This is a genomic window from Thomasclavelia sp. (assembly GCF_047249845.1).
Classification (GTDB): Bacteria; Bacillota_I; Bacilli_A; order Erysipelotrichales; family Coprobacillaceae; genus Thomasclavelia.
This window is the reverse complement of sequence record NZ_JBKTWO010000002.1, coordinates 38066-62023: the sequence shown is the minus strand read 5'-3', so window position 1 is coordinate 62023 and position 23958 is coordinate 38066. Positions and strand designations below refer to the sequence as shown.

General features: G+C 26.8%; 21 protein-coding genes and 1 pseudogene. 10 read left to right on the top strand and 12 right to left on the bottom strand.

What is annotated here, in order from left to right:
* Positions 1 to 225: 225 nt before the first annotated feature.
* Positions 226 to 1266, top strand: a complete 1041-nt coding sequence (locus ACLR9T_RS00800) for a BtrH N-terminal domain-containing protein (protein ID WP_413107629.1) — start codon at positions 226 to 228, stop codon at positions 1264 to 1266.
* Here the strand turns inward: ACLR9T_RS00800 and ACLR9T_RS00795 are convergent.
* Positions 1249 to 2460, bottom strand: coding sequence for an ATP-binding protein (locus ACLR9T_RS00795; RefSeq protein ID WP_413107628.1), 1212 nt, complete (start codon positions 2458 to 2460; stop codon positions 1249 to 1251). The two genes, ACLR9T_RS00800 and ACLR9T_RS00795, sit on opposite strands and share 18 nt — an antisense overlap.
* Positions 2448 to 3128 (bottom strand): response regulator transcription factor, encoded by a 681-nt coding sequence (locus ACLR9T_RS00790; protein ID WP_413107627.1) that lies wholly within the window; start codon positions 3126 to 3128, stop codon positions 2448 to 2450. Before ACLR9T_RS00790 ends, ACLR9T_RS00795 begins: the two co-directional genes overlap by 13 nt.
* A gap of 274 nt (positions 3129 to 3402) precedes the next feature.
* On the opposite strand from ACLR9T_RS00790, the gene ACLR9T_RS00785 reads away from it, so the two are divergent.
* On the top strand, positions 3403 to 3873 hold the full coding sequence (locus tag ACLR9T_RS00785; protein ID WP_413107626.1) for a VOC family protein: 471 nt from the start codon (positions 3403 to 3405) through the stop codon (positions 3871 to 3873).
* Between the two features lie 68 nt (positions 3874 to 3941).
* Here ACLR9T_RS00785 and ACLR9T_RS00780 read toward each other — a convergent pair whose 3' ends face one another.
* From ACLR9T_RS00780 to ACLR9T_RS00760, 5 genes are all read right to left on the bottom strand, one after another.
* Entirely contained in the window at positions 3942 to 5252 is a 1311-nt protein-coding gene (locus ACLR9T_RS00780) for a TPM domain-containing protein (RefSeq protein WP_413107625.1), read from the bottom strand.
* Positions 5253 to 5256: 4 nt separating this feature from the next.
* Complete coding sequence (locus ACLR9T_RS00775) at positions 5257 to 6327, bottom strand: hypothetical protein (RefSeq protein WP_413107624.1); 1071 nt, start codon at positions 6325 to 6327, stop codon at positions 5257 to 5259.
* Between the two features lie 606 nt (positions 6328 to 6933).
* Positions 6934 to 7974, bottom strand: coding sequence for a ribonucleotide-diphosphate reductase subunit beta (locus tag ACLR9T_RS00770; protein WP_413107623.1), 1041 nt, complete (start codon positions 7972 to 7974; stop codon positions 6934 to 6936).
* 9 nt (positions 7975 to 7983) lie between these two features.
* A complete protein-coding gene (locus ACLR9T_RS00765) occupies positions 7984 to 10491 on the bottom strand; it encodes a ribonucleoside-diphosphate reductase subunit alpha (RefSeq protein WP_413107622.1) in 2508 nt (835 codons plus the stop codon).
* Between the two features lie 108 nt (positions 10492 to 10599).
* Positions 10600 to 11241 carry a hypothetical protein gene (locus ACLR9T_RS00760; protein ID WP_413107621.1) on the bottom strand — a complete coding sequence of 214 codons (642 nt, stop codon included), beginning with the start codon at positions 11239 to 11241 and terminating at the stop codon, positions 10600 to 10602.
* Positions 11242 to 11446: 205 nt separating this feature from the next.
* Here ACLR9T_RS00760 and ACLR9T_RS00755 point away from each other — a divergent pair, with 205 nt between their 5' ends.
* The 3 genes from ACLR9T_RS00755 (at position 11447) to ACLR9T_RS00745 (ending at position 14593) form a co-directional block, all read left to right on the top strand.
* On the top strand, positions 11447 to 11743 hold the full coding sequence (locus tag ACLR9T_RS00755; protein ID WP_413107620.1) for a phasin family protein: 297 nt from the start codon (positions 11447 to 11449) through the stop codon (positions 11741 to 11743).
* Positions 11721 to 13331 (top strand): ABC1 kinase family protein, encoded by a 1611-nt coding sequence (locus tag ACLR9T_RS00750; RefSeq protein WP_413107619.1) that lies wholly within the window; start codon positions 11721 to 11723, stop codon positions 13329 to 13331. The genes ACLR9T_RS00755 and ACLR9T_RS00750 overlap by 23 nt, the downstream gene beginning before the upstream one ends.
* 86 nt (positions 13332 to 13417) lie before the next feature.
* Positions 13418 to 14593, top strand: coding sequence for a MalY/PatB family protein (locus tag ACLR9T_RS00745; protein WP_413107618.1), 1176 nt, complete (start codon positions 13418 to 13420; stop codon positions 14591 to 14593).
* 39 nt (positions 14594 to 14632) lie between these two features.
* Here the strand turns inward: ACLR9T_RS00745 and ACLR9T_RS00740 are convergent, their stop codons facing one another.
* Together ACLR9T_RS00740 and ACLR9T_RS00735 are read right to left on the bottom strand one after the other, a co-directional pair.
* A complete protein-coding gene (locus tag ACLR9T_RS00740; protein WP_413107617.1) occupies positions 14633 to 14773 on the bottom strand; it encodes a cyclic lactone autoinducer peptide in 141 nt (46 codons plus the stop codon).
* An 86-nt stretch (positions 14774 to 14859) separates the two neighbouring features.
* Positions 14860 to 15429 (bottom strand): accessory gene regulator ArgB-like protein, encoded by a 570-nt coding sequence (locus ACLR9T_RS00735; RefSeq protein WP_413107616.1) that lies wholly within the window; start codon positions 15427 to 15429, stop codon positions 14860 to 14862.
* Positions 15430 to 15526: 97 nt separating this feature from the next.
* Here ACLR9T_RS00735 and ACLR9T_RS00730 point away from each other — a divergent pair, with 97 nt between their 5' ends.
* From ACLR9T_RS00730 to ACLR9T_RS00720, 3 genes are all read left to right on the top strand, one after another.
* On the top strand, positions 15527 to 16204 hold the full coding sequence (locus ACLR9T_RS00730; protein ID WP_413107615.1) for a LytR/AlgR family response regulator transcription factor: 678 nt from the start codon (positions 15527 to 15529) through the stop codon (positions 16202 to 16204).
* Complete coding sequence (locus tag ACLR9T_RS00725; protein ID WP_413107614.1) at positions 16198 to 17469, top strand: GHKL domain-containing protein; 1272 nt, start codon at positions 16198 to 16200, stop codon at positions 17467 to 17469. The genes ACLR9T_RS00730 and ACLR9T_RS00725 overlap by 7 nt, the downstream gene beginning before the upstream one ends.
* 229 nt (positions 17470 to 17698) lie before the next feature.
* Positions 17699 to 18034, top strand: a complete 336-nt coding sequence (locus ACLR9T_RS00720) for a hypothetical protein (protein WP_413107613.1) — start codon at positions 17699 to 17701, stop codon at positions 18032 to 18034.
* 1 nt (position 18035) lies between these two features.
* On the opposite strand, the gene ACLR9T_RS00715 is transcribed toward ACLR9T_RS00720, so the two are convergent.
* Both ACLR9T_RS00715 and ACLR9T_RS00710 read right to left on the bottom strand, forming a co-directional pair.
* Entirely contained in the window at positions 18036 to 18368 is a 333-nt protein-coding gene (locus ACLR9T_RS00715) for a hypothetical protein (protein WP_413107612.1), read from the bottom strand.
* Positions 18369 to 18623: 255 nt separating this feature from the next.
* A complete protein-coding gene (locus tag ACLR9T_RS00710) occupies positions 18624 to 20792 on the bottom strand; it encodes a DUF4062 domain-containing protein (RefSeq protein ID WP_413107611.1) in 2169 nt (722 codons plus the stop codon).
* Positions 20793 to 21095: 303 nt separating this feature from the next.
* Between ACLR9T_RS00710 and ACLR9T_RS00705 the strand changes: the two are divergent.
* Both ACLR9T_RS00705 and ACLR9T_RS00700 read left to right on the top strand, forming a co-directional pair.
* Positions 21096 to 21838, top strand: a pseudogene (locus ACLR9T_RS00705) (IS110 family transposase).
* Entirely contained in the window at positions 21826 to 22254 is a 429-nt protein-coding gene (locus ACLR9T_RS00700; RefSeq protein ID WP_413107679.1) for a transposase, read from the top strand. The pseudogene ACLR9T_RS00705 and the gene ACLR9T_RS00700 overlap by 13 nt, the downstream one beginning before the upstream one ends.
* Positions 22255 to 22474: 220 nt before the next feature.
* On the opposite strand, the gene ACLR9T_RS00695 is transcribed toward ACLR9T_RS00700, so the two are convergent.
* The gene (locus ACLR9T_RS00695) at positions 22475 to 23530 is read right to left on the bottom strand and encodes a glycosyltransferase (protein ID WP_413107610.1); all 1056 of its coding nucleotides are present in this window, start codon (positions 23528 to 23530) and stop codon (positions 22475 to 22477) included.
* Between the last annotated feature and the right edge of the window lie 428 nt (positions 23531 to 23958).

The following is a 23958-nucleotide window of genomic DNA, read 5'->3' as shown; positions in this document are numbered from 1 at the left end:
AAACTTCCTAAAATAAGAGCATTACATACTATTCATTATGGAAATTATAATAATCTATATCTTGCCTATAAAGCAGTTTTTAAATATGCAAATGAACATAATATTAATATTCTTACTCCAATTAGAGAATTATATGTTAAAAGTCCTGGAATTATTTTTAAAGGTAATCCTAATAATTATGTTACTGAAATCTTTTTTCCTTTTGAAATATTATAAGGAGAAATAATGAAAAAAATAATAAACACATTTTCTCTTCAAGGAGGAAAACATTGTATTACAAACTCATTAAAACAAATATTTGATTTTTACAATATTACTATTTCTGAAGAAATGCTCTTTGGAATTGCCTCAGGATTATCATTCTTATACATAAATCAAGCTAGTTCACCAATGATATGCGGCAGAGTAAAAGTATTTGAATTCGAAAAAAAATTAGCTCAACGTCTTAATATAACAATTAAATGTAAATCTGGCAAAAATTATTTAAAAATCCATCAAGTAACTAAAAAACTTATTAATCAAAACACTCCTGTTTTAATTTATGTTGATATGTCATATCTAGATTATTTAGGTTTAGATAAAAATAATCATTTTGGAGGTCATGCTATAGTCTTATTTGGTTTTGATGATGAAACTAGACAATATTATCTTAGCGATAGAGATAATCATGATTTTCCTATTAGAGTACCCTATGGTCAAATATCAAATGATTATCACTTAGCTAGTTATGATGAGATTGAAAAAGCACGAAATAGCTCCTTTCGTCCTTTTCCTGCAAAAAACAAATATTTAATTTTCGATTTCGCTGGTTATAATGGTATTGATAAAAAAACCATTTTAGAAGCTATACATGAAACTTGTTTAACAATGCTAAATCCTCCAGCTCAGCTTTTAGGAATTAATGGTATTAAGAAATTTTCAAAAGAAATTTTAAAATGGAAAAAGTTCTCTTCATCTAAATTATGCTTAGCTTGTATTACAAACTATTTTCAAATAAGTAAAGATGGTGGTACTGGCAGTGGTATTTTTAGAAAGATGTATGGGGAGTTTCTAATTGAATCGGCTGCTATTGTAAAAGATGAAAGATTTATTAGTATTGGTGAAGAATTTATTAATATTTCCAAGTCCTGGGATAAGATAGCAGATCTTTTATGGCAAATATCTATAGATGGTAAAACTGAAAGATTAGAGCAAATATCCACTCTAATCTTAAAAATATATGAAAATGAAAAAAGCTTATACTTAAAATTAGAAAAAATTATTTAAACTAAGTTTTTTTATTTCCATTATTACTGTTCCTCCTTTAGAAGAATTATTAGCCAATTTTACTTGTCCATCATGCTTTTCACAAATTATTTTACAGATTGATAAGCCAATACCAAAATCACCCTTATTTAATGAGGAACTATAAAATAGAGATGTGCCATTTATAACATCTTCTTCACTAAAACCAGATCCATCATCTTGAATAATGAAATTTAGATAATCATCTGTTTCTAATATTATCAAGGTTATTTTGTTTGTTGCAAATCGAAATGCATTATTTAATATATTTTCTAGTGCTTTTAAAATCATATTTTTATCAATGTGAATAGTTTTAGATTTTGTTTTATCATGTATTACAAGATTTTTTCGATATTTATTTGCTAATAACTCAAAATCTTTTTTTATTAAATAGATAAAATTAGAAAAATTCACTTCACTTCTAATTATTTCAATATCTTCAATTTTTTGAATGTTTCTAATACTATCTACATAACATTCTAAACGCTGAGATGACTGATACATATTATTTATTGTAGTTTTTAATATTTCTTCATTGATTTGATGTTTAGATAAAGCTTTATCTAAATATTCTAAATAACCTTTAATTACTGTAATTGGTGTTCTCAAATCATGAGAAACTGATGCAATAAGTGCTTTTCTTTCTCTAAGTAATTTCCACATTTTTTGATTATTTTTAGATAACTCATCTTTCATATCATTAAATGTATTACACAATAAACCTAATTCATCATATGAATCATAAGGGATTTTAAAAGTTAAATCTTGATTTGCGATACAGTCAATACCTTCTTTCAATAATTTTATTGGTACTTGTAATTTTATTCGATAGTAAATTTTCACTATTAAAACTGTTCCTAAAATAATATAGGTTGTAGGTAATATAATCATTAAACTAATAGTTAAGTAATAATTAATTTGATTACTAGTTGATAATTTTCCATAAGAATAACTATCAGGTGCTAGTTTATAAACAATACCTGTTTCTACTTGATATGTACTAGAAGTATTATTAATAGTAATACTTCTAGTATTTAATATTTTATGTTGAAGATTAGTAGTTATTAAAATCGTTAAAGTCGATAAAATTGTTACAAAGAATATAATCATTGAAGTAATTATTAGCAAAGCTTTTTTTAATGACATTTTTTTAAATAAATTATTTACTTTTTCCATCTATATCCTACACCCCAAATAGTTTCCAAATAAACAGTTTCTGTAATCTCTGCAAATTTTGCTCTAATCTTTCTAATATGCTCCTTAACAACATTACTATTACCAACACTATCAAGTCCCCAAATTATTTCATATATTTTTTCTTTATCAAATACTTGTCCAGCATGCATTGATAGTAATTTTATAATTTCAAACTCTTTATTAGATAATTCGATTGTTTTAGCTTTAATAACCACACTTCGCTGTGAATAATCAATATACAATTCCTTATAAAATCTACCTTGTGTTTTCAAATGGCTTCTTTCTTCACGACGTAAATGTGCTGTTACTCTAGCTAATAGTTCATCTATTGAAAATGGCTTAGTAATATAGTCATCTCCTCCAACCATAAACCCATTTATTTTATCTTGTTCAAGAATACGTGCTGTTAAAAATATAATTGGACAATTGATATATTTTCTAATATATGCACATAAATCAAACCCATTCATCCCATCCATATTAATATCAAGAAGAATGATATCTGGTGTATTAGTAAGTTTTTCTAATGCTTGATTGGCATTAGTTGCTGTATCCACTAAATATCCTTCTAATTGAAAATGTAAATTGAGCATATCTAATATTGATTGTTCATCGTCAATAATTAAGATTTTATATTTATTTATCATAATCTATCATTCCCATCTAATAATTTGATTTTAAAATAAAAAAGTCAATTTTTTGTCAAATAAAATAATATCTTTGAGCTATTTAATTATATACTTTATTTTAACTATTCTTTAAGTACCTATAATAAGAGGTAATATCAACTATTATAGTTTATAATAATAGTTGATTGGAAAAATTATTTAGATAAGGAATTACAGATCATAAAATAATTAATTATATCTAAAAATTAATCTCAATTAAAATATGGATGCTTATTTAAGAAAGGAGTATATAATGAAATACAAAGGTCCAATGTTAGTAGTAAAAGATATTGAAAAATCAAAAGAATTTTATACTAAAGTTTTACAAATTAGAATAATATCTGATTTAGGAGTAAATGTTACTTTTACAGGTGGTCTTTCTTTACAAACAGAAGAATCATGGCGTCAATTTACTAATTGTAAACAAAATTTTTTTACATATCAAGGTAATGTAGTTGAGTTTTATTTTGAAGAAGAGGATTTTGATAGTTTTATTGAGCGGATAAAGAATGAAAACGTAGATACTCTAGAAGGAGTTACTACAATGCCATGGGGACAGAAAATTATTCGTTTTTATGACCCAGATAAACATATTATTGAAGTTGGTGAAGATTTGGCGGTTATGATAAAAAGATTATATAAAGATGGTATGTCAATAGATCAGCTAGTTGAAAAAACTTATATGAAAAAAGGTATTATTGAACGAATGTTAAAGAAAGCATAGTAAAAAAAAGAATTAATCTTATTTTATAGATTGATTCTTTCTTTTTTTATCTCATATAATAAACAGTTTTAAAATTTACCCCCACCGCCACCATGTGTTCTTCCTGATGAACTATGATGAGTGGAACTACCTGAACTTCTATGTGTTGAACTTTTTATCGAACCACTAGATTTATGTGAGTTAGATATATCATCATCTTCAGAGCTAGGTCTACGTTTTTTAGTTACTTTTTGATATAAATACAGGTCATTAGATTTAGTTAATTTAAAACTATTTTCTTTAATATATTCATTTGCATTTTTTACAGCTTTTTTGGTCTTTAATTTTCCCAACCGAATACATGAAACAATGAATCCAATTATTAGCCCCATACCAACTGATCCTAATATCCTTTTGTTCGAATCTAATGGCTCCTTGTCCTTTATCTCCTGATCACTAACCCCTTGGTCATTAGATACAACTTCATCTTCATCCAGATTTGGCAAATCTCCATGATTATAACGATCATATGGTTTTCCAGTTTCTGCTTGTATACTAAATTTTTCTATATAACTAATAAAATCTTCAAACCCCTGATAAAAATTTTTATTAGCAAAACTAGGTTTCATTACTTTTCCAAGATACTCAATTCCCCAATCACTAAAAACATCTATTGCCTTACCAGAGGTTGAAATATACCATTCATTACTCTGTAAACTTAATACTATAATCAATCCATTTTTAGCTAAATCAATTCCATAATCATTTTCATCATAATAATCATCAGCTAAATCCATCATACTTTTACCATTATTTAAATAAGTTGTTAAAATAACAACATCCATCTGATAATCATTAGTGATTTTAATAATTTTTTGCTCTAATAAATCTATTTGTTCAAGACTCAAGATATTTGCCATATCCACGACATTTCTCGACGACTCAACATTATTGATAGCTAATGATATCTGATAGACAATTGACTGAATCTTATATACTATATTTTCAACACTATCACTACCTTTAATTAGCATATTTATATCAATAGTATCATTTAAATATTGCCCAGCATTGCCAAAGGCATTCATATATTTACCATAATCACTACCATTACTAAAGTTGATTGCAAAAACTATACCATCTGTTTCTCCAAAATTCTCCTGATATAACTGATTTGCATAATCACCAAGATTAAAATCTTCTTGATTATTTTTAACTGACACAACTACAATATTGATCTTATATCGTTCATAAAAGTTCTCTGATAATTGCTCTAGTGAACTACATAAATATTTAAACGAATTACCATTATCATAAACATATTTGGATCCTGCATGAACTGGTGTAATAGTGGTAACAAAAAGAAGCAATACTAATAAAATACATTTAAATTTTTTCATCCTTTTATACCCCACCTAAAAAAATATAAATAATTATCGCAGAAATTGCAGTAATTATTAAAACTGATTTCCAAAATAGTTTCATATCAGCAGGTAGATCACCAATTAATTTACCTGTTTGCCCATTCATCATTAAAGGATAGATCTTATCATTCCATTTTAAATTTAAAATCCAAACTGGCAATAAATAATAATCAACATGTTTATTTTTTAATTGAATAGTTGAATGTTCAATTTGTGAGGTTGAATATCCTGTAACTGTAGAGCTAAAAATACTCTCTGTAGAATTTTTAATTCGCTTATTTGCCTTAGGTTCACTATCTTTACTACCTTCATCATACTTATCAGCAAAATAACCAGCTAAATAAGCAGTATCAAAATCTACTGCATCATTAAAATCAAATGGTTCAATTGACTGCATATATTCATCATCAATCTTAGAAGAACCATCAACAGGAACATTATTAAATTCTACTGTCCCTTCTCGAGTCAATGAATAATATTTAGTTTTTGTATAATGATATTCATCATCACTATAATGACTAATCCGAGTTGCTTTATATTGTTGTTTAACATCTGCAAGACAATGATATGTCCAAAACGGAACATAAATCCCTTTTATCTCATCAAGCGTACTGTCATTTTTAAAATTACGAGGCAAAAATGCTTTGCCTTTAAAAAAATTCAATAATTGTTCTTTTGCATCCTTCGAATCTAATTTAAATGGTATCACATAATTAGGCCTTAACTGTCCTGATACATTTTTATTCATGATTACTGGACTTGCACAGTATGGACAACTTGTAGCAATAGTCTCTTTATTACCAATTATTTCTCCCCCACAATTTTCACATGAATACATTACAATATCTTCATTATCCAAGGTATCATGTTCAAAAGCATCACTCCATTCCATTTTATCCTCTTGTGATTCTAGAAGCTGTTCCTTATACATTTTCAATGTTTCAACTTCAAATGCAGTATCACAATAAGGACAAACTAGTTTTTGATTATCACTATTAAAACTTATTTCACCACCACAGCAAGGGCAGCGATATACTGTCATTGTTGTCATCTTGACCCTACCTTTCTTCATTATAAAAAATTATTAAAGTTTTATCTTAATTGACCCCCTAATCTTTTTAAGTTATTTACTATAATTATAACTAAATACTATCTTAATGAGAATCTTTATTTTCTTTATTATATGATTAATTTTATATAATTTATTAATAGTTAAAAATTTTTACTATCATTATATTTGACAAATATTATTTAACAGATTAAGATATTCACATAGTTAGTCAAAACTAACTATTTGAAAGGATGAAAAAATGAAATTTATATATCACAGTATAAGTGATTACAATATATTAAATTATTACAATAAAAAGAATAACAGTATTGAGCTAAGTTTAAAAAATAACAGGTTAATTTTTAAACTATGATCATTACTTTAATATTTTTATTACTGTTAATCTTATTATTATTTTTTATTAAAGCTTATTTAAAAAAAATTGTTTATAAACGTTTTCACTAGTAATCATGTATTTTTAAAAACAGTATCCAAATAAAAAGGTCTCAAACTATTAATAGTTTTGAAATCTTTTTTTATTTCTATAATAACAAAAAACTGCTAACATTTTTATTTGTCAACAGTTTTATTAACATTATCAATTATCTATAAATCATCTTCAATAGCACTCGATTTTGCATATGCGGTTGATTTTGCTTCAAAAAAATCTGTTTTAATATTATTAGCATTACTATATATGCTAACCCATTTCATTGATTCCGGCTCTTTTTCAAATCCATCAAAAAGCGGTTCAAAATTTAATGAACGAGCCCGAAGATTACCTAAATAGTGAATATAATCACTGATCATTTCCATCGTTAATCCTTCGATATCATTACCCAAAACATATTGACCCCAAGCAATTTCCTCTTTAACTCCGCGTTTTAACATATCACGATATACTGCTACCTTATCAGGAGTAAAAAGTTCAGGTTCTTCTTTTTGCAGTTCAATGATCATATTTCTAAATAACCAAAGATGTGTATTTTCGTCACGATTTATGTATCGAATTTCTTGGGCAGAACCAGACATCTTGCCCATTCGTCCTAAGTTATAGAAAAACATAAAACCTGAGTAAAAATAAATTCCTTCTAAAATATAATTAGCCATGATAGTTTTCATTAAATGAAAACTATCTTTATGTTCAAGAAAAGCATTATACTGTTCACCAATAAATTCATTTCTTTTTAATAAATGCTCATCATATTTCCATTGGTATAAGATTTCATCTCTTTTGGCTGGTGAACAAATCGAATCAAGCATATAACTATAACTTTGAGAGTGAACAGCTTCTTGAAATGCCTGAATTGTCAAACAAAGATTAATTTCATTAGCAGTAATATATTCTCCAATATTAGGAAGATTAGCTGTTTGTAATGAATCTAAAAAGACTAAAAAAGACAATATCTTGTCATATGCTTTTCTTTCCTTATCATTTAATAATCGATAATCACGTATATCCTGGGTTAAATTGATTTCTTCAGGTATCCAAAAATTATTCATCGCTTGACGATACCAGTCACTAACCCAAGCATATTTCATATTATTAAAATCATTTAGATTTGTGGTATTACCATTAATCATACGTCTTTTTCTTACTTCTATATCACCACTTGCATTAAATAAAGCTTTTTTCTTTAATTCCATGATTTCCTCCTATGCACTACATGATTCACATTCTTCAACTTCAAGTGACTGACTTCGAACATAATAAATAGTTTTTACTCCATATTGCCAAGCTTGAAGGTATAAATCAAGCAGTTTTCTAAATGTAAACTCATTTGTCATATATAAATTAACCGATTGTGCCTGATCAATATGTCGTTGTCGAATTCCAGCAGCTTTAATTATCCAGCTTTGATCAATATGATGAGCATTTTTATAAAGCCAAAATGTTTTCGTATCCAAATCTGGGGCTACTCTAATAATCATACTGCCCTTCTTTTCTTCCATAAAATATTTTTTCATAATCGGATCGACGGCTGCACTTGTTCCAGCAATAATTGAAGTTGAACTGGTAGGTGCAACTGCTAAAAGATAACCATTTCTAAGACCATTCTGCTGAATATCTTTTTGTAATGTTTGCCAAGCATTACTTTGATAGTGACGTTTTTTAAAATAAGCACCAGTTTCAAAATCACTTCCTTGAAATAACTCATAGCTTCCTTTTTCTTTAGCTAAATCACAAGAGGCGGCTAATGCAAAATAATTTATTTTTTCATAGAGCTCATCGACAAACTCCAAATGTTCATCACTTTCAAATGATATTCCCTGCTTTACTAACATATGATGATAACCACTTGTACCTAAACCAATTGGACGATACTTTTGATTTGTTATTTTAGCAAAGGGAATTGGATAATAATTTAAATCAATTACATTATCTAATGCCCTAACAACTACCGATATTGTATGTTTTAATTTCTTATCATTTCTAACATCAAGCCTTCCTAGAGTCAATGAAGCAAGATTACAAACAACAAAATCACCAGGAACTGTTTTTTCAACAACAATCTTTTCACCATCAATTTCAATTACTTCATGAGGCAAAATTTCCATTGCTTTCATATTTTGGGCAATTTCTGTACATAAATTACTACAATAAATCATTCCTTGATGACTATTTGGATTCATTTTATTAACATGATCTCGATTAAATGTAAATGGTGTTCCTGTTTCCACTAATGATTTAATAATTAAACGAACAATTTCTTTAACTGTCATTACTCTTTTTGTAATTCGCTCATCCTCAACACATTCATAATATTTTTGCTGCCAATTTTCACCATAATAATCTTCTAAATAATATCCTTTGACTTCATGAATTTCATGGGGACACATTAAATACCATGGGGCATCAAGATCATTTTTAGCTAATTTCCAAAATAAATCAGGATAACAAACAGCTGGAAATATATCATGTGCCTTCATTCGGTCATCACCATTATTAGTTTTTAATTGTAAAAATTCTGGTAGATCTCGATGCCAGACATCTAAATATACAGCGGCTGCTCCCTGCCTTACACCAAGTTGATCAACTGCAGTAGCCGTATCATTAACCAGCTTTATCCAGCGAATCACGCCTCCTGCTGCTCCTTTAAAACCTCTAATACTGCTGCCATTAGCGCGTACTTTTCCAAAATACAAGCCCATACCGCCACCATTTTTAGAAACTTTAGCAAAGTTATCGATACTTTTATAGATTCCTGCCAATGAATCATCAACAGTATCAATAAAACATGAACTCATTTGATGAAATGGTTTTCTCGCATTAGACATAGTCGGAGTTGCCATGGTTACTTTTAAAGTACTTAAAATATCATAAAATTCTTTAGCCCATTTAACTCTATCAGTCTCTTTCATTGCTAGATGCATCGAGATCAACATAAACATTTCTTGGGGTTTTTCCAGTATCTCACGCTGATGATCTTGAATTAAATACCGCTTCATAATTAGTTCTAAACCACTGTATGTAAATAATTCATCACGTTTATCATCTAAATAATCACTTAATTTTTCAACCTCTACCTGTGAGTAATGTTCTAAGATATATGTACCATAATATCCCTGATTTGTTAGATACTGAATTTTATCATATAAACTTTCTATATTGTATCTAGACATCTTTTGCTTAACACGTCGATTGATTTCATAACTTAAAAACCGGGCTGAAATCATTTCCCATTTAGGAGCTTCTTTACTAATTAGCTCATTACTTGCTTTAGCTAAAAGCATTAAAGTATCTTGTAAGTCCATATTTTCTTTATAAAAAGATTTAAATTTCACTAATAATAATTGTAATGAATATTCACTTTGAGGATAATCATCTTGTATAGTTAATAATAATTTTTCTAAACCTTCATCTTTTAATAATTCTAACAGTTCATTTATAATCTTTCTTTGTTCAGTATGCTTTTGTCGATATAAAATATATGCTTTTGCTACCTGGAGATAACCATGTTTCATTAATGATTCTTCGACAAGATCTTGAATCATTTCAACATTTATTTGATCATATAATGATTGTTCGATATCTTTAATAATAAGTTCTAAATCATTTTCTTTAATTAATTGATCAAGGCTTTTGAATGCTTTTTCAAGTGCCTTTTTTATTTTATTGTTATCATAGTCTTGATATTGACCAGTTCTCTTCTGTATTATCATCTTCTCACGTCCTTAGGATGTCATTCTAGCATATATGATTTAACAGCTTCAATTAATATGCTTCTTATTAAAAAATATCTATTAATGATTTTAATAGATATCCTCAAATTAATAATTCTGTTCATAAAAATTTTCACATAGTCTCAATAAAAAATTACTCTTTTCATATTTATGATAACGATGAATCAAGATAATTACAATTATTCCTGCTACAAGTGCACAAAGCATATCAGTCATAGAATCATGAACTCCTGTTTTATAATGATTAATACAATCATTATTAAATAAAATCAGCATCATATACTCATAAAGTTCCCATAACATAGCAATTGCAAGATTTGTATTATTAACAAATAATACAAATATATGATAATCTTTAATTTTATTAATTCTTTTTTCTTTTTTAATCCTGCAAAATAAAATTATTGCTAATAATGATGCAAAGATCCCACTTGAAAAGTGTAATGCTTTATCAAAAAAAGGAAGACTATATCCATTAAAACAACTTCCAATCAATGAAGCAAAATAAATAAAAACTATGTTTATAATATATATTTCATCTGTTGCTGTTAATTTAAATAATTTAAATAATCCTGGAATTATCCATGGTGTCAATAATGCTATAACCCCCATAAATAAAGCAGTCGAATTATTATTTACATAATTTATATAGAAACCAAATATTGATGTGAGAATATATATCACGATACATATTCTTAATATATATTTATACTTACTTTTATTATTCATATCTATAATCACCTATCATTTTTATATTTAATCTTAGTATACCCATTTTAATCCCCTTATTACAACCCTTTTATCAATCACCTTTAATAATAATATACAAAACATCTAAATTTATGCTAATCCTAACAAAACTAGAATATTTATTAAAAATTAATCTAAAAAGTGCTAAAATATAAATAGATAATAAAGAAAGAAGGTCGTTTATATGAATAATTTAAGTGATGATTTAAAAAAGGTTCTACTAGCAGGAATTGGTGCAGCTGCTGTAACAATCGAAAAATCAAAAGACGTGATAGATGAGTTAGTTAAAAAAGGTGAATTAACTGTTGAACAAGGTAAAGTATTAAATAAAGAGCTAAAACATAATTTAGCTAAAAAAATGGAAAAACCTATATCAGTAGAAAAAGTCAGTAAAGATTTAGAAAAAATCGATCCAAAAGATTTAGAAATATTAAAAGTAAAAATTGAAGAATTACAAAATGGCACAAGTGAAACAGAATAATCAAAATACAATAAGTAGTAAACAGCGCCTTGTCCAAATTATTTGTATTTTAAAAAAACATCATTTAACTAAAGGAATTGATCCCATTAAGTTTAGAATTATATTAGAAGACCTTGGTCCTACTTTTGTAAAAATTGGGCAAATCATGGCTTCTCGTCAAGATATGTTTTCAGAGCGCTATTGTAAAGAATTAATTAAACTTCGTGATAATGTTGCTCCACTTGATATTCTAACTGTACGTAATGTTATTGAAAATGAATATGGCTGTAATTTAGAAGATGTTTTTTTAGAGTTTAATGAAATTCCTTTAGGAAGTGCATCAATTGCACAAGTTCATAAAGCAGTTTTAAAAAATGGAAAAGAAATCGTTGTTAAAGTCCAAAGACCTAATATTTATGAAACAATGGAACAAGATATTTCATTGATTCGTCGTGCTATCAAGCTACTTCGAATCAATGAAACATTAGGTAGTGTTGTTGATTTAAATATCGTTTTAGATGAATTCTGGTATACTGCTAAAGAAGAAATGGATTTTTTAAACGAAGCTGCATTTGCAAAACGGTTCGCTAATTTAAATAAAGATATTGCTTGTATTGGGACACCTGTTATTGAAACCGATTATACTACTAGTAAAATATTAGTGATGGAATATATTGATGGTTTAGAAATTGATAAATTCGATATTTTATTAAAAAATGGATATGATCGTAAAGAAATTGCTGCTAAATTAGCAGAAAATTATATAAAACAAATCGTTGATGATGGTTTCTTTCATGCCGATCCTCATCCTGGTAATTTACGGATTAGAGATGGCAAAATTATTTGGATTGATTTTGGCATGATGGGAATATTAAATGCTGTAGACAAAGCGTTAATGAAAAATGCTGTTATTGCAATTGGTAGTAGTGATGCCCAAAAATTAGCAGATGTTATTTTAACCTTAGGTAACCATGATAATCGTATTGATTATGCTTTGTTTTATGACGATATTGAAACATTTATGAATCATTATGTTAGTGCTAATTTAAAGGATATTAATCTAGGTGATGCTATTCAAGAAGTTTTTACGATTGCCCATAAGCATTATATTTCTATCCCTAAAGGAGTCAGCATGTTAGCACGAGGATTAGTGACTATTGAAAGTACTGTAATGCTGATCGATCCTGATATTAGTATTATTGAAATTGCTGCTAACCATGTATCTGGACATATGTTTAATCATTTTGATATAAAAAAAGAGCTATCTACTACTGGTAAAAAAGCTTATGATGCTTTTAAACATTCATTTGATCTCCCTATTCAATTATCAGAAGTTATTAATATGATTATGAAAGGTCGCATCAAAATTAATTTGAATATTATGGATTCTAGTGTACCTTTAAAATCTGTAAATCATATGGTAAATAAGCTTACTGTTGGAATAGTGAGTGCTGGTTTATTAATGGCTAGCAGTTTATTATGTACTACCCAAATGACTCCTAAAGTATTTGGGATCCCAGCTTTAGGTTTCATTGGATTTATTACAGCTGTAGGTCTTGGTATTTGGCTATTATATACTGTTTTAAAAGAAAGAAAACATCCAAAATGATTGATAATTAAAGAATCTATTTAGATTCTTTTTATCGACATTATTTTTAGGTGTAATAAATTAATACTTAACAAGGAGATAAAGACATGAAATATGATTTTAAAACTATAATTGATCGTAGTCATAAGGGTTCTAGCAAATGGGATATTATGAAAGAAACTAAATCTAATATTCCTAATAATATCGTACCATTATCTGTAGCCGATATTGACATCCCGTTAGCCCCTGAAATTAAAGATGGCTTAATTCAATTTTTAAATAATGATGTTGTTTTAGGATATACTAATCCGACTGATAGATATTATCAAGCTGTAACAAACTGGATGTTAAATAAACATGATTATAAAATTGAAAAAGACTGGGTCGTGATATCAAATGGTATCGTCCCTGCATTATTTGATGCTGTAGCAGCATTTACAAATATAAATGAAGGTGTGATTATTTTTACACCTGTATACCATCCTTTTTATCATGCTATTGAAACAAATGATCGTCAAGTCATTAAATGTTCATTAATCAATCAAGATACTAATTATACAATCGATTTTGATAAATTTGAAAGTTTAGCCAAAGACCCAAATAATACAATGCTAATTTTATGTAATCCTCACAATCCTATAGGCCGTGTTTGGAAAAAAGAGGAACTAGAAAAGGTTGCAAAAATATGTCTAGATAATAATCTTATTATTGTTAGTGATGAAATTCATCAAGATTTGATTATGCCTGGTTTTAAACATTATCCTATTGCAACTTTAAATGATAAAGTTGCAAATATTACGATTACTTGCACTGCTCCAAGTAAAAGTTTTAACCTAGCAGGTTTACAGGGATCAAATATTATTATTAAAAATCCTAATTTAAAAGATAAATTTATTATGCAGCAGGAAAAAAGAAGTTTTCATAGTTTAAATACAATTGCTTATGAAGCTACTATCCTAGCCTATGATAAAGCTGAAAATTGGTTAGAAGAGTTTAAAATATTAATTCATAAAAATTATCAAATATTAGTAGATTTTATAAATAATAATTTACCTATAGTAAAAGTCTATCCTTTACAAGGAACATATTTAGCCTGGTTAGATTTTAGAGATTATGGTTATCATTTTAAGGATCTAGAAAAGAAAATGATTAATGCTGATTTATATTTAGATGAAGGTTATATTTTTGGACAAGAGGGTGAAGGATTTGAAAGAATTAATATTGCTTGTCCAACTTCAGTTCTTTTAAAAGCTCTAGAACGATTAAAAAAAGAATTTGCTTAAAAAAATAAACCAGGCGTACAAACCTGGTTTATCTTATTATTATCTTTTATATTTTTTAAGTGCCTCTGGTTCCTCACCTTGATATATATGTTCTCTTGATGCAACGTTTACAGCTTGAATGGCTAAAATGAAAGCTGATGAAGCCGCTAATGTTAAAAGTTTATTATACATTTTTTTCATATCTGTCCTCCTTGTAAATAATTTTATTATATTTAATAATTTCCTACAAGTTAGTTGACGTAAAACACCCTGAATATAACGTAAGATTATAATTGCTTATTTTCAAGATAACCTAAAATAATTAATTGATCAATAACACTAATACTATATAAAACAATAGCAATCTGATTAAGATTTAAAACTAGTAATAATATAACTATTAAATCTATAATTAACATTCTAATAATACTTTTTATCTTAAAATATTTCTTTTCATCTTCTGATAATTTTTTATTTTGATGATCAACTGGACAAAGAAGCATTACAATAAAAAGATTAATTAAACAAACAAATAAGATACTATAAAAAGATATTACATTTAAATAAGGAAATAAAAGGACAAAGATTATAAAAAAGAATACATATGATAAAATACACCTAGTATATGTTTTACAATGATAACCGCCTGTATAAACACGAGTAAATCTAAATACACATTCATAAATAATAGCATCTAAAAAATGATTTGTAAAACCACCTACAATTAAAACTAAGATTGTACCAATCCAGGTTGAAATCATTAATTCAAAACCATATTCATATATTTCAATTTCCTTATTAATTATTTTATGTTTAATCAAATAATTAGTAATATATTGACTGAGTGTATAAATCATAAAGATCTCCTTTTATATATTTTTTAAATTACATACTTTACCATTCCAACAAAATAATCTAAAATATGTTAGAATGAATATGGGAGGTGGACTACTCATGTATAATATTACAATTATTGATGATAATCAACATGACCTTAATTCTATTTTTTCTTTAGTCAATGATTATTGTCAAATAAATAAACATGAAGTAAGGATTCAATGTTGTAATGACCCTTTACAAATAAAAGATCTAATAAACCAGGATCTTATCTTTTTAGATATTGATATGCCATCTATTAATGGAATTGAATTTGCAACTACTCTATCGAATAATACTATAATTATTTTTATAACTAATATGGAGCATTTAGTATTTGATTCCTTTAAAGTCCATCCATTTGACTTTATTAGAAAAAGAAGAATGGATAAGGAATTATTTTATGCATTAAAAGCAGTTTTTAAATTAATTAATGAAAAAAATAAATACTTGATCTTAAAAACATATCAAGGAAAAGCAAAAATAAAGATAAATGATATTTTATTTTGTGAAACAACTGATCATATAACAACTATTCATACAATTAATAAATCATTTCAAGTACGTAAATCATTGAAAGAGATCATAAAAATGATTAATTCTAATGACTTTTTTCATATAAATAAATCCTACTATGTAAATCTTGATTATGTAAAAGTATATGATTGTAAAAAAATCATCATGAATAATGATAAGATTATTTCTATTGGTAAAGATAAATATCATTTATTTATTGAGAGGTATTTATCATGCTAGTAAATCAAATAATAAATATAATTGAATCATTTATCGGTATTTATTTTATCGATAGATTATCTGACAAAAATTATAAATATCGCTACACCTATATTATTCTTTTTACATCTTTATCATACTTATTAGTAACTCTATATGATATTTATTATATAGATAATAATATCTTTTTAATTATCGATATTTTAGTTTATTATACTTTTGCTTCTCTGACTAGAAAAAACAGTTACTCTGTCAATATCTTTAATGCTTTTATGGTTTGGGTAATTTTGACTTTTTCTAATTCCTTAGCTATTTTTATTAGCAAGATTGTCTATTATGATAATTACCCTGGTATTACAATAGAAACTGCTATTGTTTCAAAAATAATATATTTTATAAGTGCTTATTATATTTCTAAAACAATTAAAAAATATCAGCATCATGCCAGTAAAACACTTTGGTATATTAATATCGTTCTAGCATGCTTAATTATTATTCATGTTGAGTTATTTGATATTATTTTTGAGACAGTTTCTTTATCACCTAATATTATTTTTGGATTACTTATTATAATGATTTTATCAATTGTCGTATTTTGTATTTTTAATGAATATTCAAAATATCAAAGGGAAAAACACTTTTTAGAATCGGAATTACAGCATCAAAAAGATAATTATCAAAATATTGTTGATAATGATAAAAAGATCAAGAAAATCAAACATGATTTAAATCATATTTTATTATCTACAATATATTGTATTGAAAACAATAATTCTCAAGAAGCATTAAATTATTTAAAGGAAAAATTGAATGAGACTAATTTAAAAAACGTTTATGATATTAATAATAAAGAATTTAATTTTATTTTAAATTATTATAAAGATAAAATAGATAAACATGGGATTGAATTAATCGTAACTAATCAAATGGAGATAACTCCATTTGATACAATAGATTTCTTTATTGTAATTGGCAATTTATTAGATAATGCAATTGAAAATATAAACCCTGATTATAAAAAGATCATTATTCATATTTATCAAGATCAGCAGTATACTACGATTATTATTAAAAATACTTATGATTCTAATAGTATTCTTAAAGAGGGTGCTGTTACATCTAAAAAAGATAAACAAAATCATGGAATTGGATTAAAGAGTATTAAAGGTATTATTAGACAATATAATGGTATATTAATAATTGATCATGATGATTTATTTTATAAGTGCATGATTAAAGTGCCAGTAAAAACAGTTAGTAAAAATAAACGAGCTTTGAAACTATAAATCAATTGTAATGGTAACAATAAATATCATGCATAAGTAAGCTTTATTTACATAAAATATAATGATGAGATTAAAAAAACTGATTAATAGATAATCAAAATAAAAAAACACCCAAGATTAAATTTGGGAAAGAATCCCTATATAGATAAGGAATATTTTAAACAAAGAAAACAAAAAGTACAAACACCAGTTGTTGCTGCTATAAATAGTGAAGAAATGCTTGAGCCATATGAGTGGGAAACTCTCATGTACGGTTCTTAGAAGAGGGAGTGGAAGTAATTCTACTCCCTTATTCGCTTACACATCAAAAAAACACAGAGAACTGACAAAAGATATGTTATGCAGTTATTCAGTAAAAGGTAATCTATGGGATAATGCATGTATAGAATCGTATCACTCGATAATAAAAAGGGAGTGGTTAAACCAATTTGGAATCATAAATTATGATCATGCATATAAATTGGTATTTAAATATCTGGAAAGATTTTATAACACAGTAAAGATATACTCGCATTGTGACTATCAGTCACCAAACAGGTATGAAGCGGACTATCAGTTAGCTTAAACTAATTAAAAATCTTATATTTAATCAGTCCGAAATATTGACATAGGACCACTTTGAAAAGACATATGGCTAGTCTTTGATTTTGAGCAATAAACATATATCGTACATCAGTTTTGCATAAATGAGCGATATCTCTAGTAGAAACATATCCGTATTCAGCTTTAGCCAATATAACAAGCTTAAACATCATAACACCATCGTACCCATGAGAATTTCTGTGAGAGAAATCGACATACATATTTAAGTTAACCTCCTCAGCAATTTCAATCAAAGTTCTACAAATATCATCCTGGGGAACATCCTTTTCAAAAGAAAAAGTAAAATCGAGTAGCATATATGGTTGATATGCGGTATAATCTGTCTTGTATATATTTGTATTTTGCATAACAAAATTATACTAGAAAAACGCACATCATGTGCGTTTTTGCGTTATTTGAAACTGTTTATGAGTTATTTACTCGTTACAGCCCCATATAAATAATGACTTTTAATATCACTTTGTAATTTAAGATCCATTAATATAATGTACTTGATCATATTTTATTAAAAATTATACATAACTATATTAATATTTTTTAAACATCTTAAATTATAATAAAATCAAGCTATAAACTCTCTGCTTGAAATCATTCATGTCTTTATATACATGAAACCAATTTCCCCGTATATTTTCATCAGCATTTGCCAAATGATTTAAAAAATTTACTTCTGTTATAATTTCTTTATCTATGCCTTGTTCCATTCTTTGCCTATCATCCCTAAGACAATTCATAATTGTTTCCGAAACAAATATATGATAATATTTATTCTTTTTATTTTTAAAAGTATAAAATTCCATCAACGATATAGATGGAGAATCAATTTTTCCCTTACTATCTTTTTTTATTTGTTCGCGTATTTTTTCATAATTAATTCCATTATAATTTCCACCATACTTTTTTCCAATTATAAAAATCAAATTTTTACAGCTTAAAGCTTCTTTTATGCAAATATCATGAGAATGTAAATTTAAATCAGATATATATCTAAAATCTTCATATTCACTCATGATTGGTGTTTTATTTAATTCAAAAATTCTATCTCTTAAAATAGATCTTTCATTCAACAAATCATTTACAGTAGAAGAAACAAAAATCTTTTCATCAGTCATTTTTTTATCATAAGTTTTAAAATTTCTCATAGCGCTTTTTATTTCAGAACTAGTAATAATATCACCATCGCTTACTATTAAACAATTATTATAATAGAAATTCAAATTTCTATTTCTTCTTTCTAAAGATACAAAATCTGTTAAGCACGGATGCAAGAAAAACAATTTATGATTAGTTAATGAGTGAGAGTTCAAAGAAATTATACTATAACCTTGTCTTGAAAAAAACATTTCATTTGTATGTTCTTTTATATATCCTAATAATCCAATATTATATAGAATAGAAAATGGTTGAAGACTTTGACAAGCAAGACAATTACGAGTACATCGACGAATATTATCTTTTGAAAGATTATATCTATCACATACATTCTTCATATAATTCAGACTAAACACATTTGTATTTACTCCCACAAGAACCTCTAGCAACTCATTAAAATCACATGACATAAATGGTTTTTGCTCTGCTAAATAATTTTTTAAATTTGCTCTAGCTGTTCTGTTAACTATTTGTCTCAAATAATGTTCATCTAAATAATTTAAATTATTACTAATTTCTTTACAAATATTCATAATATCACATGGTCTTTTCATTGAATGTCTATAAATATAATCAAAAATTTCTTCAGATTTATTTATATATTGATGATTAATTTTACTAAATCCAATAAATGCTTTTGACACATCATTTTTTAAAACAGATGGATTTTTTAATAACGCTTCATCTTCTGCTTTAATATACATTTCAAACATTTCCCTCAACTCTTGTTTGCTATAATCTAAATTCATAATATAACTTTTTACATTACGAAATGAATTTTGATCAAGTTTTTCAGCATCAATAAGTGCTTCATTTCTTAAAGTGAAATAAACTTTAATATGGTTGTTTATATTTTTTATATCATATGACATAATTGCTAATGAAAATTGTGCATACTGCCAAAATGAAGCATTTCTTGGACCAGTAGATGATTTTGTAGAACCAAATGGTGGATATTTATCTAAAGAAAAAGCTTGATCAATTTTATCAATAAAAAAACAAATACCATGATTTATTCTATCTAAATATAACAGTAATACATTAGTACTTCTTACTAATAAATTTAAATCATTTTTATCAAGTTGCAAAAGTTTTGAAAAAACATTTGTAATTGACAATGTTCTATTTTCCATTATAAATAATTTATTTAATATTAGCTCCACTTTATTCATATCATTAAAAGTGATTTTTTTATAATAAATATTACTTTCGGGATCCTGCATTAAAGTTATTACAAGAGCAAGTTTCCATATGTTTATCCACACCGAAAAATCCTCCAGATAATTATATATACTTTTTTTAATCGTAAGACTACGATCAAGAACAGAAACCATTCTATCAATAGGGTAACATAAAATTGATAAATCATTTTTATCACCGTATCCATTTTGAATCTTTTTTCTTTTCATTTTTATTAAAAAGGTTTTCCCTTGCCCTTTAATTCCACTAATTCCATGACTTTTAGATTTCTTTGATAAAAAATTATTAATTCTATTATTTACAAACAAAATATTTAATGCATCAGAATCCATTTCAATCGCATCCGCATCTGGTAACCATATACACATTTATAATCCCTAGTATATTATAAATGACCTATTTAGCAGTCATTAAATATACCTTCTCCTTTCTATCAACTTTTATTTCCGTAGTTGATTACGGTTATGTTTATATGTTAAATTGTTTTATGTGAATGTGGATTTGTATTTTTTCCTGTGGCTTTGGTTGGCTACTTCAAGGAGGTTTGAACCACTTGCATATTCCAAAATAACGATGAGTTAGATGGGTCTTTGAATTCGTATTTTGCACCAGGTTTTATGGTCTATGTATTGTGGATACCACAGACACATTTTTAGAAAGGATGATTACTTATGAACCTAGTTGGAATTGACATTGGAAAGAACTCTCACTTTGTAAGCATTATGGATAAGCTTACTGGTGAAATTATTCTTAACCCTATCAGCTTTAAAAATAACATTGAGGGATTTGATTCCCTTATGAAACTCTTAGATGCCTTTTCAAAGGATGATATTCTCATCGGTATGAAAGATACTGGTCATTACCATTTCGCCTTATCCTGTCTAAAGAATTCAATGTTGCTTTGATTAACCCTAAATCTACTGATCTAAATCGCAGATTAAATGGCGGTATTACTAAAAATGATAAATTAGATACTCTCAATATTTGTGATTTATTAAGTTCAAACAAACAAGATAAACCTTATCGTATAACACTAATTAATAAGTTTGATCTGTATGAACAAAAGCAGTTGACAAGACAGCATTATATGCTCAAGGAAGAAATAAATGTTCTTTCAAATCGTCTTCAAAAATCGATTGACTTAGTCTTCCCTGAATATAACACTCTTTTTAAATCTAAATACGGTTATGTTCATATGAATATTTTAAAAAAGTTCGGTAGCGCCCGCAGCATCTCTAATGCTGATATAAGGACTATTCGTAAATGTTTTGATATAACCGGAAGAGGACAACGTATTTCTTTAACGACGGAAAGATTAAAAGCCAAAACTAAAGAATCTATTGGTATTGATTCGTTTGCAGAAGAACTGCAAATCAAACATTTAGTAAAACAAATGACCAGATTAAAGGAATAGATAAAAAAATAGAAGAGTTCTCCGTCGAAAACAACTCTCCTATTCTCACCATACCAGGAATATCACATTTCTCTAGTACTTCTATTCTAGCGGAATTAGGAGGCGTTTGCAACTACTCAAAGCCCCCAAAAATAATAAAAGCTGCAGGTATAGCACCATATCATTATGAATCCAGTCAATTTGAAGCAAAACATAGTGCTATAGCTAAGTCAGAATCAAAATATCTGAGAAAAACATTGTATCAAATTATTTTACCTGTAATAAAATTCAACACAGTTTTTAAAAATTACTATGATTTAAAGAGATTACAGGGCAAGAGTCATAGATGTGCACAAAGTCACTGCATAAGAAAGTTATTAAGAATTATCTATCACCTAGAAACAATCGGTAACCAATTCAATCCAGAATTACTATGATAAAACATATTCACATTTCAATGATCTAACATAACTAAAAATCAAACAAATAAAATATTTCAAACTTTATATAAAAACACTTAATTTTTATATAGTTAGCTAGTATATACTTATTATACCATATTTCAGCCTGAAAGTGCTGATTTAGAGCCATTTTATTTAATTGTTTTCATAGAAAAAAGCTGTTAAATATTCATATTTTTTATGATGTTTTAATAGCTTAAAGTAAGCACAAAATAATCAATAATCTTTTCATATTCTCATTATAATTCATTTTTCCCTTGGATAGTAAAAATACCAAAACTAAATACATTTTATACTTCAACATAAACATCATTATCAACATTTTAATTGATTTATTATTTTTCTTTAAATTACTTTGACTATAAACCACTTTCATCATTTCACTATTACGGATTTTATGCAATTCTTCGTTAATCCTTTTTTTACCATATCCCGCTGCTAATTCATTTTGTAAAAGCATCGGAAGAGTATGATCAATAGTATATTGAGCCAAAGAAAATTCATATCCAAAAAGGTCATATTCTTTACAAATCTCTCTCTTTTCTTTCCAAAGATTTTCTAATTTTTCAAGTAAATCCTCTTTGTACTTTGTTTGTGTTAAACTACCATATGTCTGAACATAATTGTAAAGTGTATCATCAAGATAGTAAACTCTTTCCGCACATAAAAAAGCACGCATATTAAATGGTGAATCCTCTCCAATAAATAACTCTTCATTAAATTTTATATTGTTATTTAGAAGCATACTCCTCTTATACAATTTATTCCAAACAAACCATAAGAAACTTTGATTAGCTTTTCTAAAAATTAGTTTTCTCATTTCTTCTTTTCTAATTATTATTTCAGCAGGTAAATTAATCCTCCGTACTCGTATATCCCCATTAAATTGAATATAATTATATCCAGATATTACTACATCTATACATTCTCTTTCAGCTATTGTTACTAGTCTTTCAAGCATTTGTTTTTCAATGTAATCATCACTATCAACGAAAATCACATATTCTCCCTTTGCTTGAGAAAGTCCCTTATTCCTTGCCGCAGAGACACCTTTATTAGATGTGTGTATTACTCTAACACGTTTATCTTTATGTGCATATGAATCACATATATTACTACTTTTATCAGTCGACCCATCATTAACCAAAATCACCTCAATCCTATTTAAAGATTGCACAAGTATACTATTTACGCACCGTTCCAGAGATGCTTCTGCATTATATACCGGAATAATCACGCTAACTATTTTCATTGTTTTATCCTTTATCTTTCTCCGGTAGTGTCAAAAATTAGTATATCTAACATAGACCTACTACCAGTATTTTTTATATAAACAGTAAAAATGATTACTGATTTTATCATTGGCGACTCCCTTTCATATCTTTTAACTAAAAAAGTGAGCTATCCGTACTATACTTATTTTTTGATATTCTTCAAAATGATAAGGGATTTTCTAACTATCTTCTTCCAAAACAAAAAGGCGCAAGTTTATATGCCATTATGTCACATAGAACTGCTATTAATCAATATTTAAACTATGCTACAACAAAATTAAATATCCCTTTAAGTTCATTCAACTTTGGATATACATCAATAAGTTTAGTTGAAGTTTTTTTAAAATGGTGAAGAAAAACTTAATTGAAGTATTTCTACAAAAAATCAAAAGCTTGCAGTTATAAG

Excerpts from the sequence above, each read along its gene's own strand:
- ACLR9T_RS00800 (WP_413107629.1), top strand. The coding sequence starts at position 226 with ATGAAAAAAATAATAAACACATTTTCTCTTCAAGGAGGAAAACATTGT.
- ACLR9T_RS00795 (WP_413107628.1), bottom strand. The coding sequence starts at position 2,460 with ATGGAAAAAGTAAATAATTTATTTAAAAAAATGTCATTAAAAAAAGCT.
- ACLR9T_RS00790 (WP_413107627.1), bottom strand. The coding sequence starts at position 3,128 with ATGATAAATAAATATAAAATCTTAATTATTGACGATGAACAATCAATA.
- ACLR9T_RS00785 (WP_413107626.1), top strand. The coding sequence starts at position 3,403 with ATGAAATACAAAGGTCCAATGTTAGTAGTAAAAGATATTGAAAAATCA.
- ACLR9T_RS00780 (WP_413107625.1), bottom strand. The coding sequence starts at position 5,252 with ATGAAAAAATTTAAATGTATTTTATTAGTATTGCTTCTTTTTGTTACC.
- ACLR9T_RS00775 (WP_413107624.1), bottom strand. The coding sequence starts at position 6,327 with ATGACAACAATGACAGTATATCGCTGCCCTTGCTGTGGTGGTGAAATA.
- ACLR9T_RS00770 (WP_413107623.1), bottom strand. The coding sequence starts at position 7,974 with ATGGAATTAAAGAAAAAAGCTTTATTTAATGCAAGTGGTGATATAGAA.
- ACLR9T_RS00765 (WP_413107622.1), bottom strand. The coding sequence starts at position 10,491 with ATGATAATACAGAAGAGAACTGGTCAATATCAAGACTATGATAACAAT.
- ACLR9T_RS00760 (WP_413107621.1), bottom strand. The coding sequence starts at position 11,241 with ATGAATAATAAAAGTAAGTATAAATATATATTAAGAATATGTATCGTG.
- ACLR9T_RS00755 (WP_413107620.1), top strand. The coding sequence starts at position 11,447 with ATGAATAATTTAAGTGATGATTTAAAAAAGGTTCTACTAGCAGGAATT.
- ACLR9T_RS00750 (WP_413107619.1), top strand. The coding sequence starts at position 11,721 with ATGGCACAAGTGAAACAGAATAATCAAAATACAATAAGTAGTAAACAG.
- ACLR9T_RS00745 (WP_413107618.1), top strand. The coding sequence starts at position 13,418 with ATGAAATATGATTTTAAAACTATAATTGATCGTAGTCATAAGGGTTCT.
- ACLR9T_RS00740 (WP_413107617.1), bottom strand. The coding sequence starts at position 14,773 with ATGAAAAAAATGTATAATAAACTTTTAACATTAGCGGCTTCATCAGCT.
- ACLR9T_RS00735 (WP_413107616.1), bottom strand. The coding sequence starts at position 15,429 with ATGATTTATACACTCAGTCAATATATTACTAATTATTTGATTAAACAT.
- ACLR9T_RS00730 (WP_413107615.1), top strand. The coding sequence starts at position 15,527 with ATGTATAATATTACAATTATTGATGATAATCAACATGACCTTAATTCT.
- ACLR9T_RS00725 (WP_413107614.1), top strand. The coding sequence starts at position 16,198 with ATGCTAGTAAATCAAATAATAAATATAATTGAATCATTTATCGGTATT.
- ACLR9T_RS00720 (WP_413107613.1), top strand. The coding sequence starts at position 17,699 with ATGAGTGGGAAACTCTCATGTACGGTTCTTAGAAGAGGGAGTGGAAGT.
- ACLR9T_RS00715 (WP_413107612.1), bottom strand. The coding sequence starts at position 18,368 with ATGCTACTCGATTTTACTTTTTCTTTTGAAAAGGATGTTCCCCAGGAT.
- ACLR9T_RS00710 (WP_413107611.1), bottom strand. The coding sequence starts at position 20,792 with ATGTGTATATGGTTACCAGATGCGGATGCGATTGAAATGGATTCTGAT.
- ACLR9T_RS00695 (WP_413107610.1), bottom strand. The coding sequence starts at position 23,530 with ATGAAAATAGTTAGCGTGATTATTCCGGTATATAATGCAGAAGCATCT.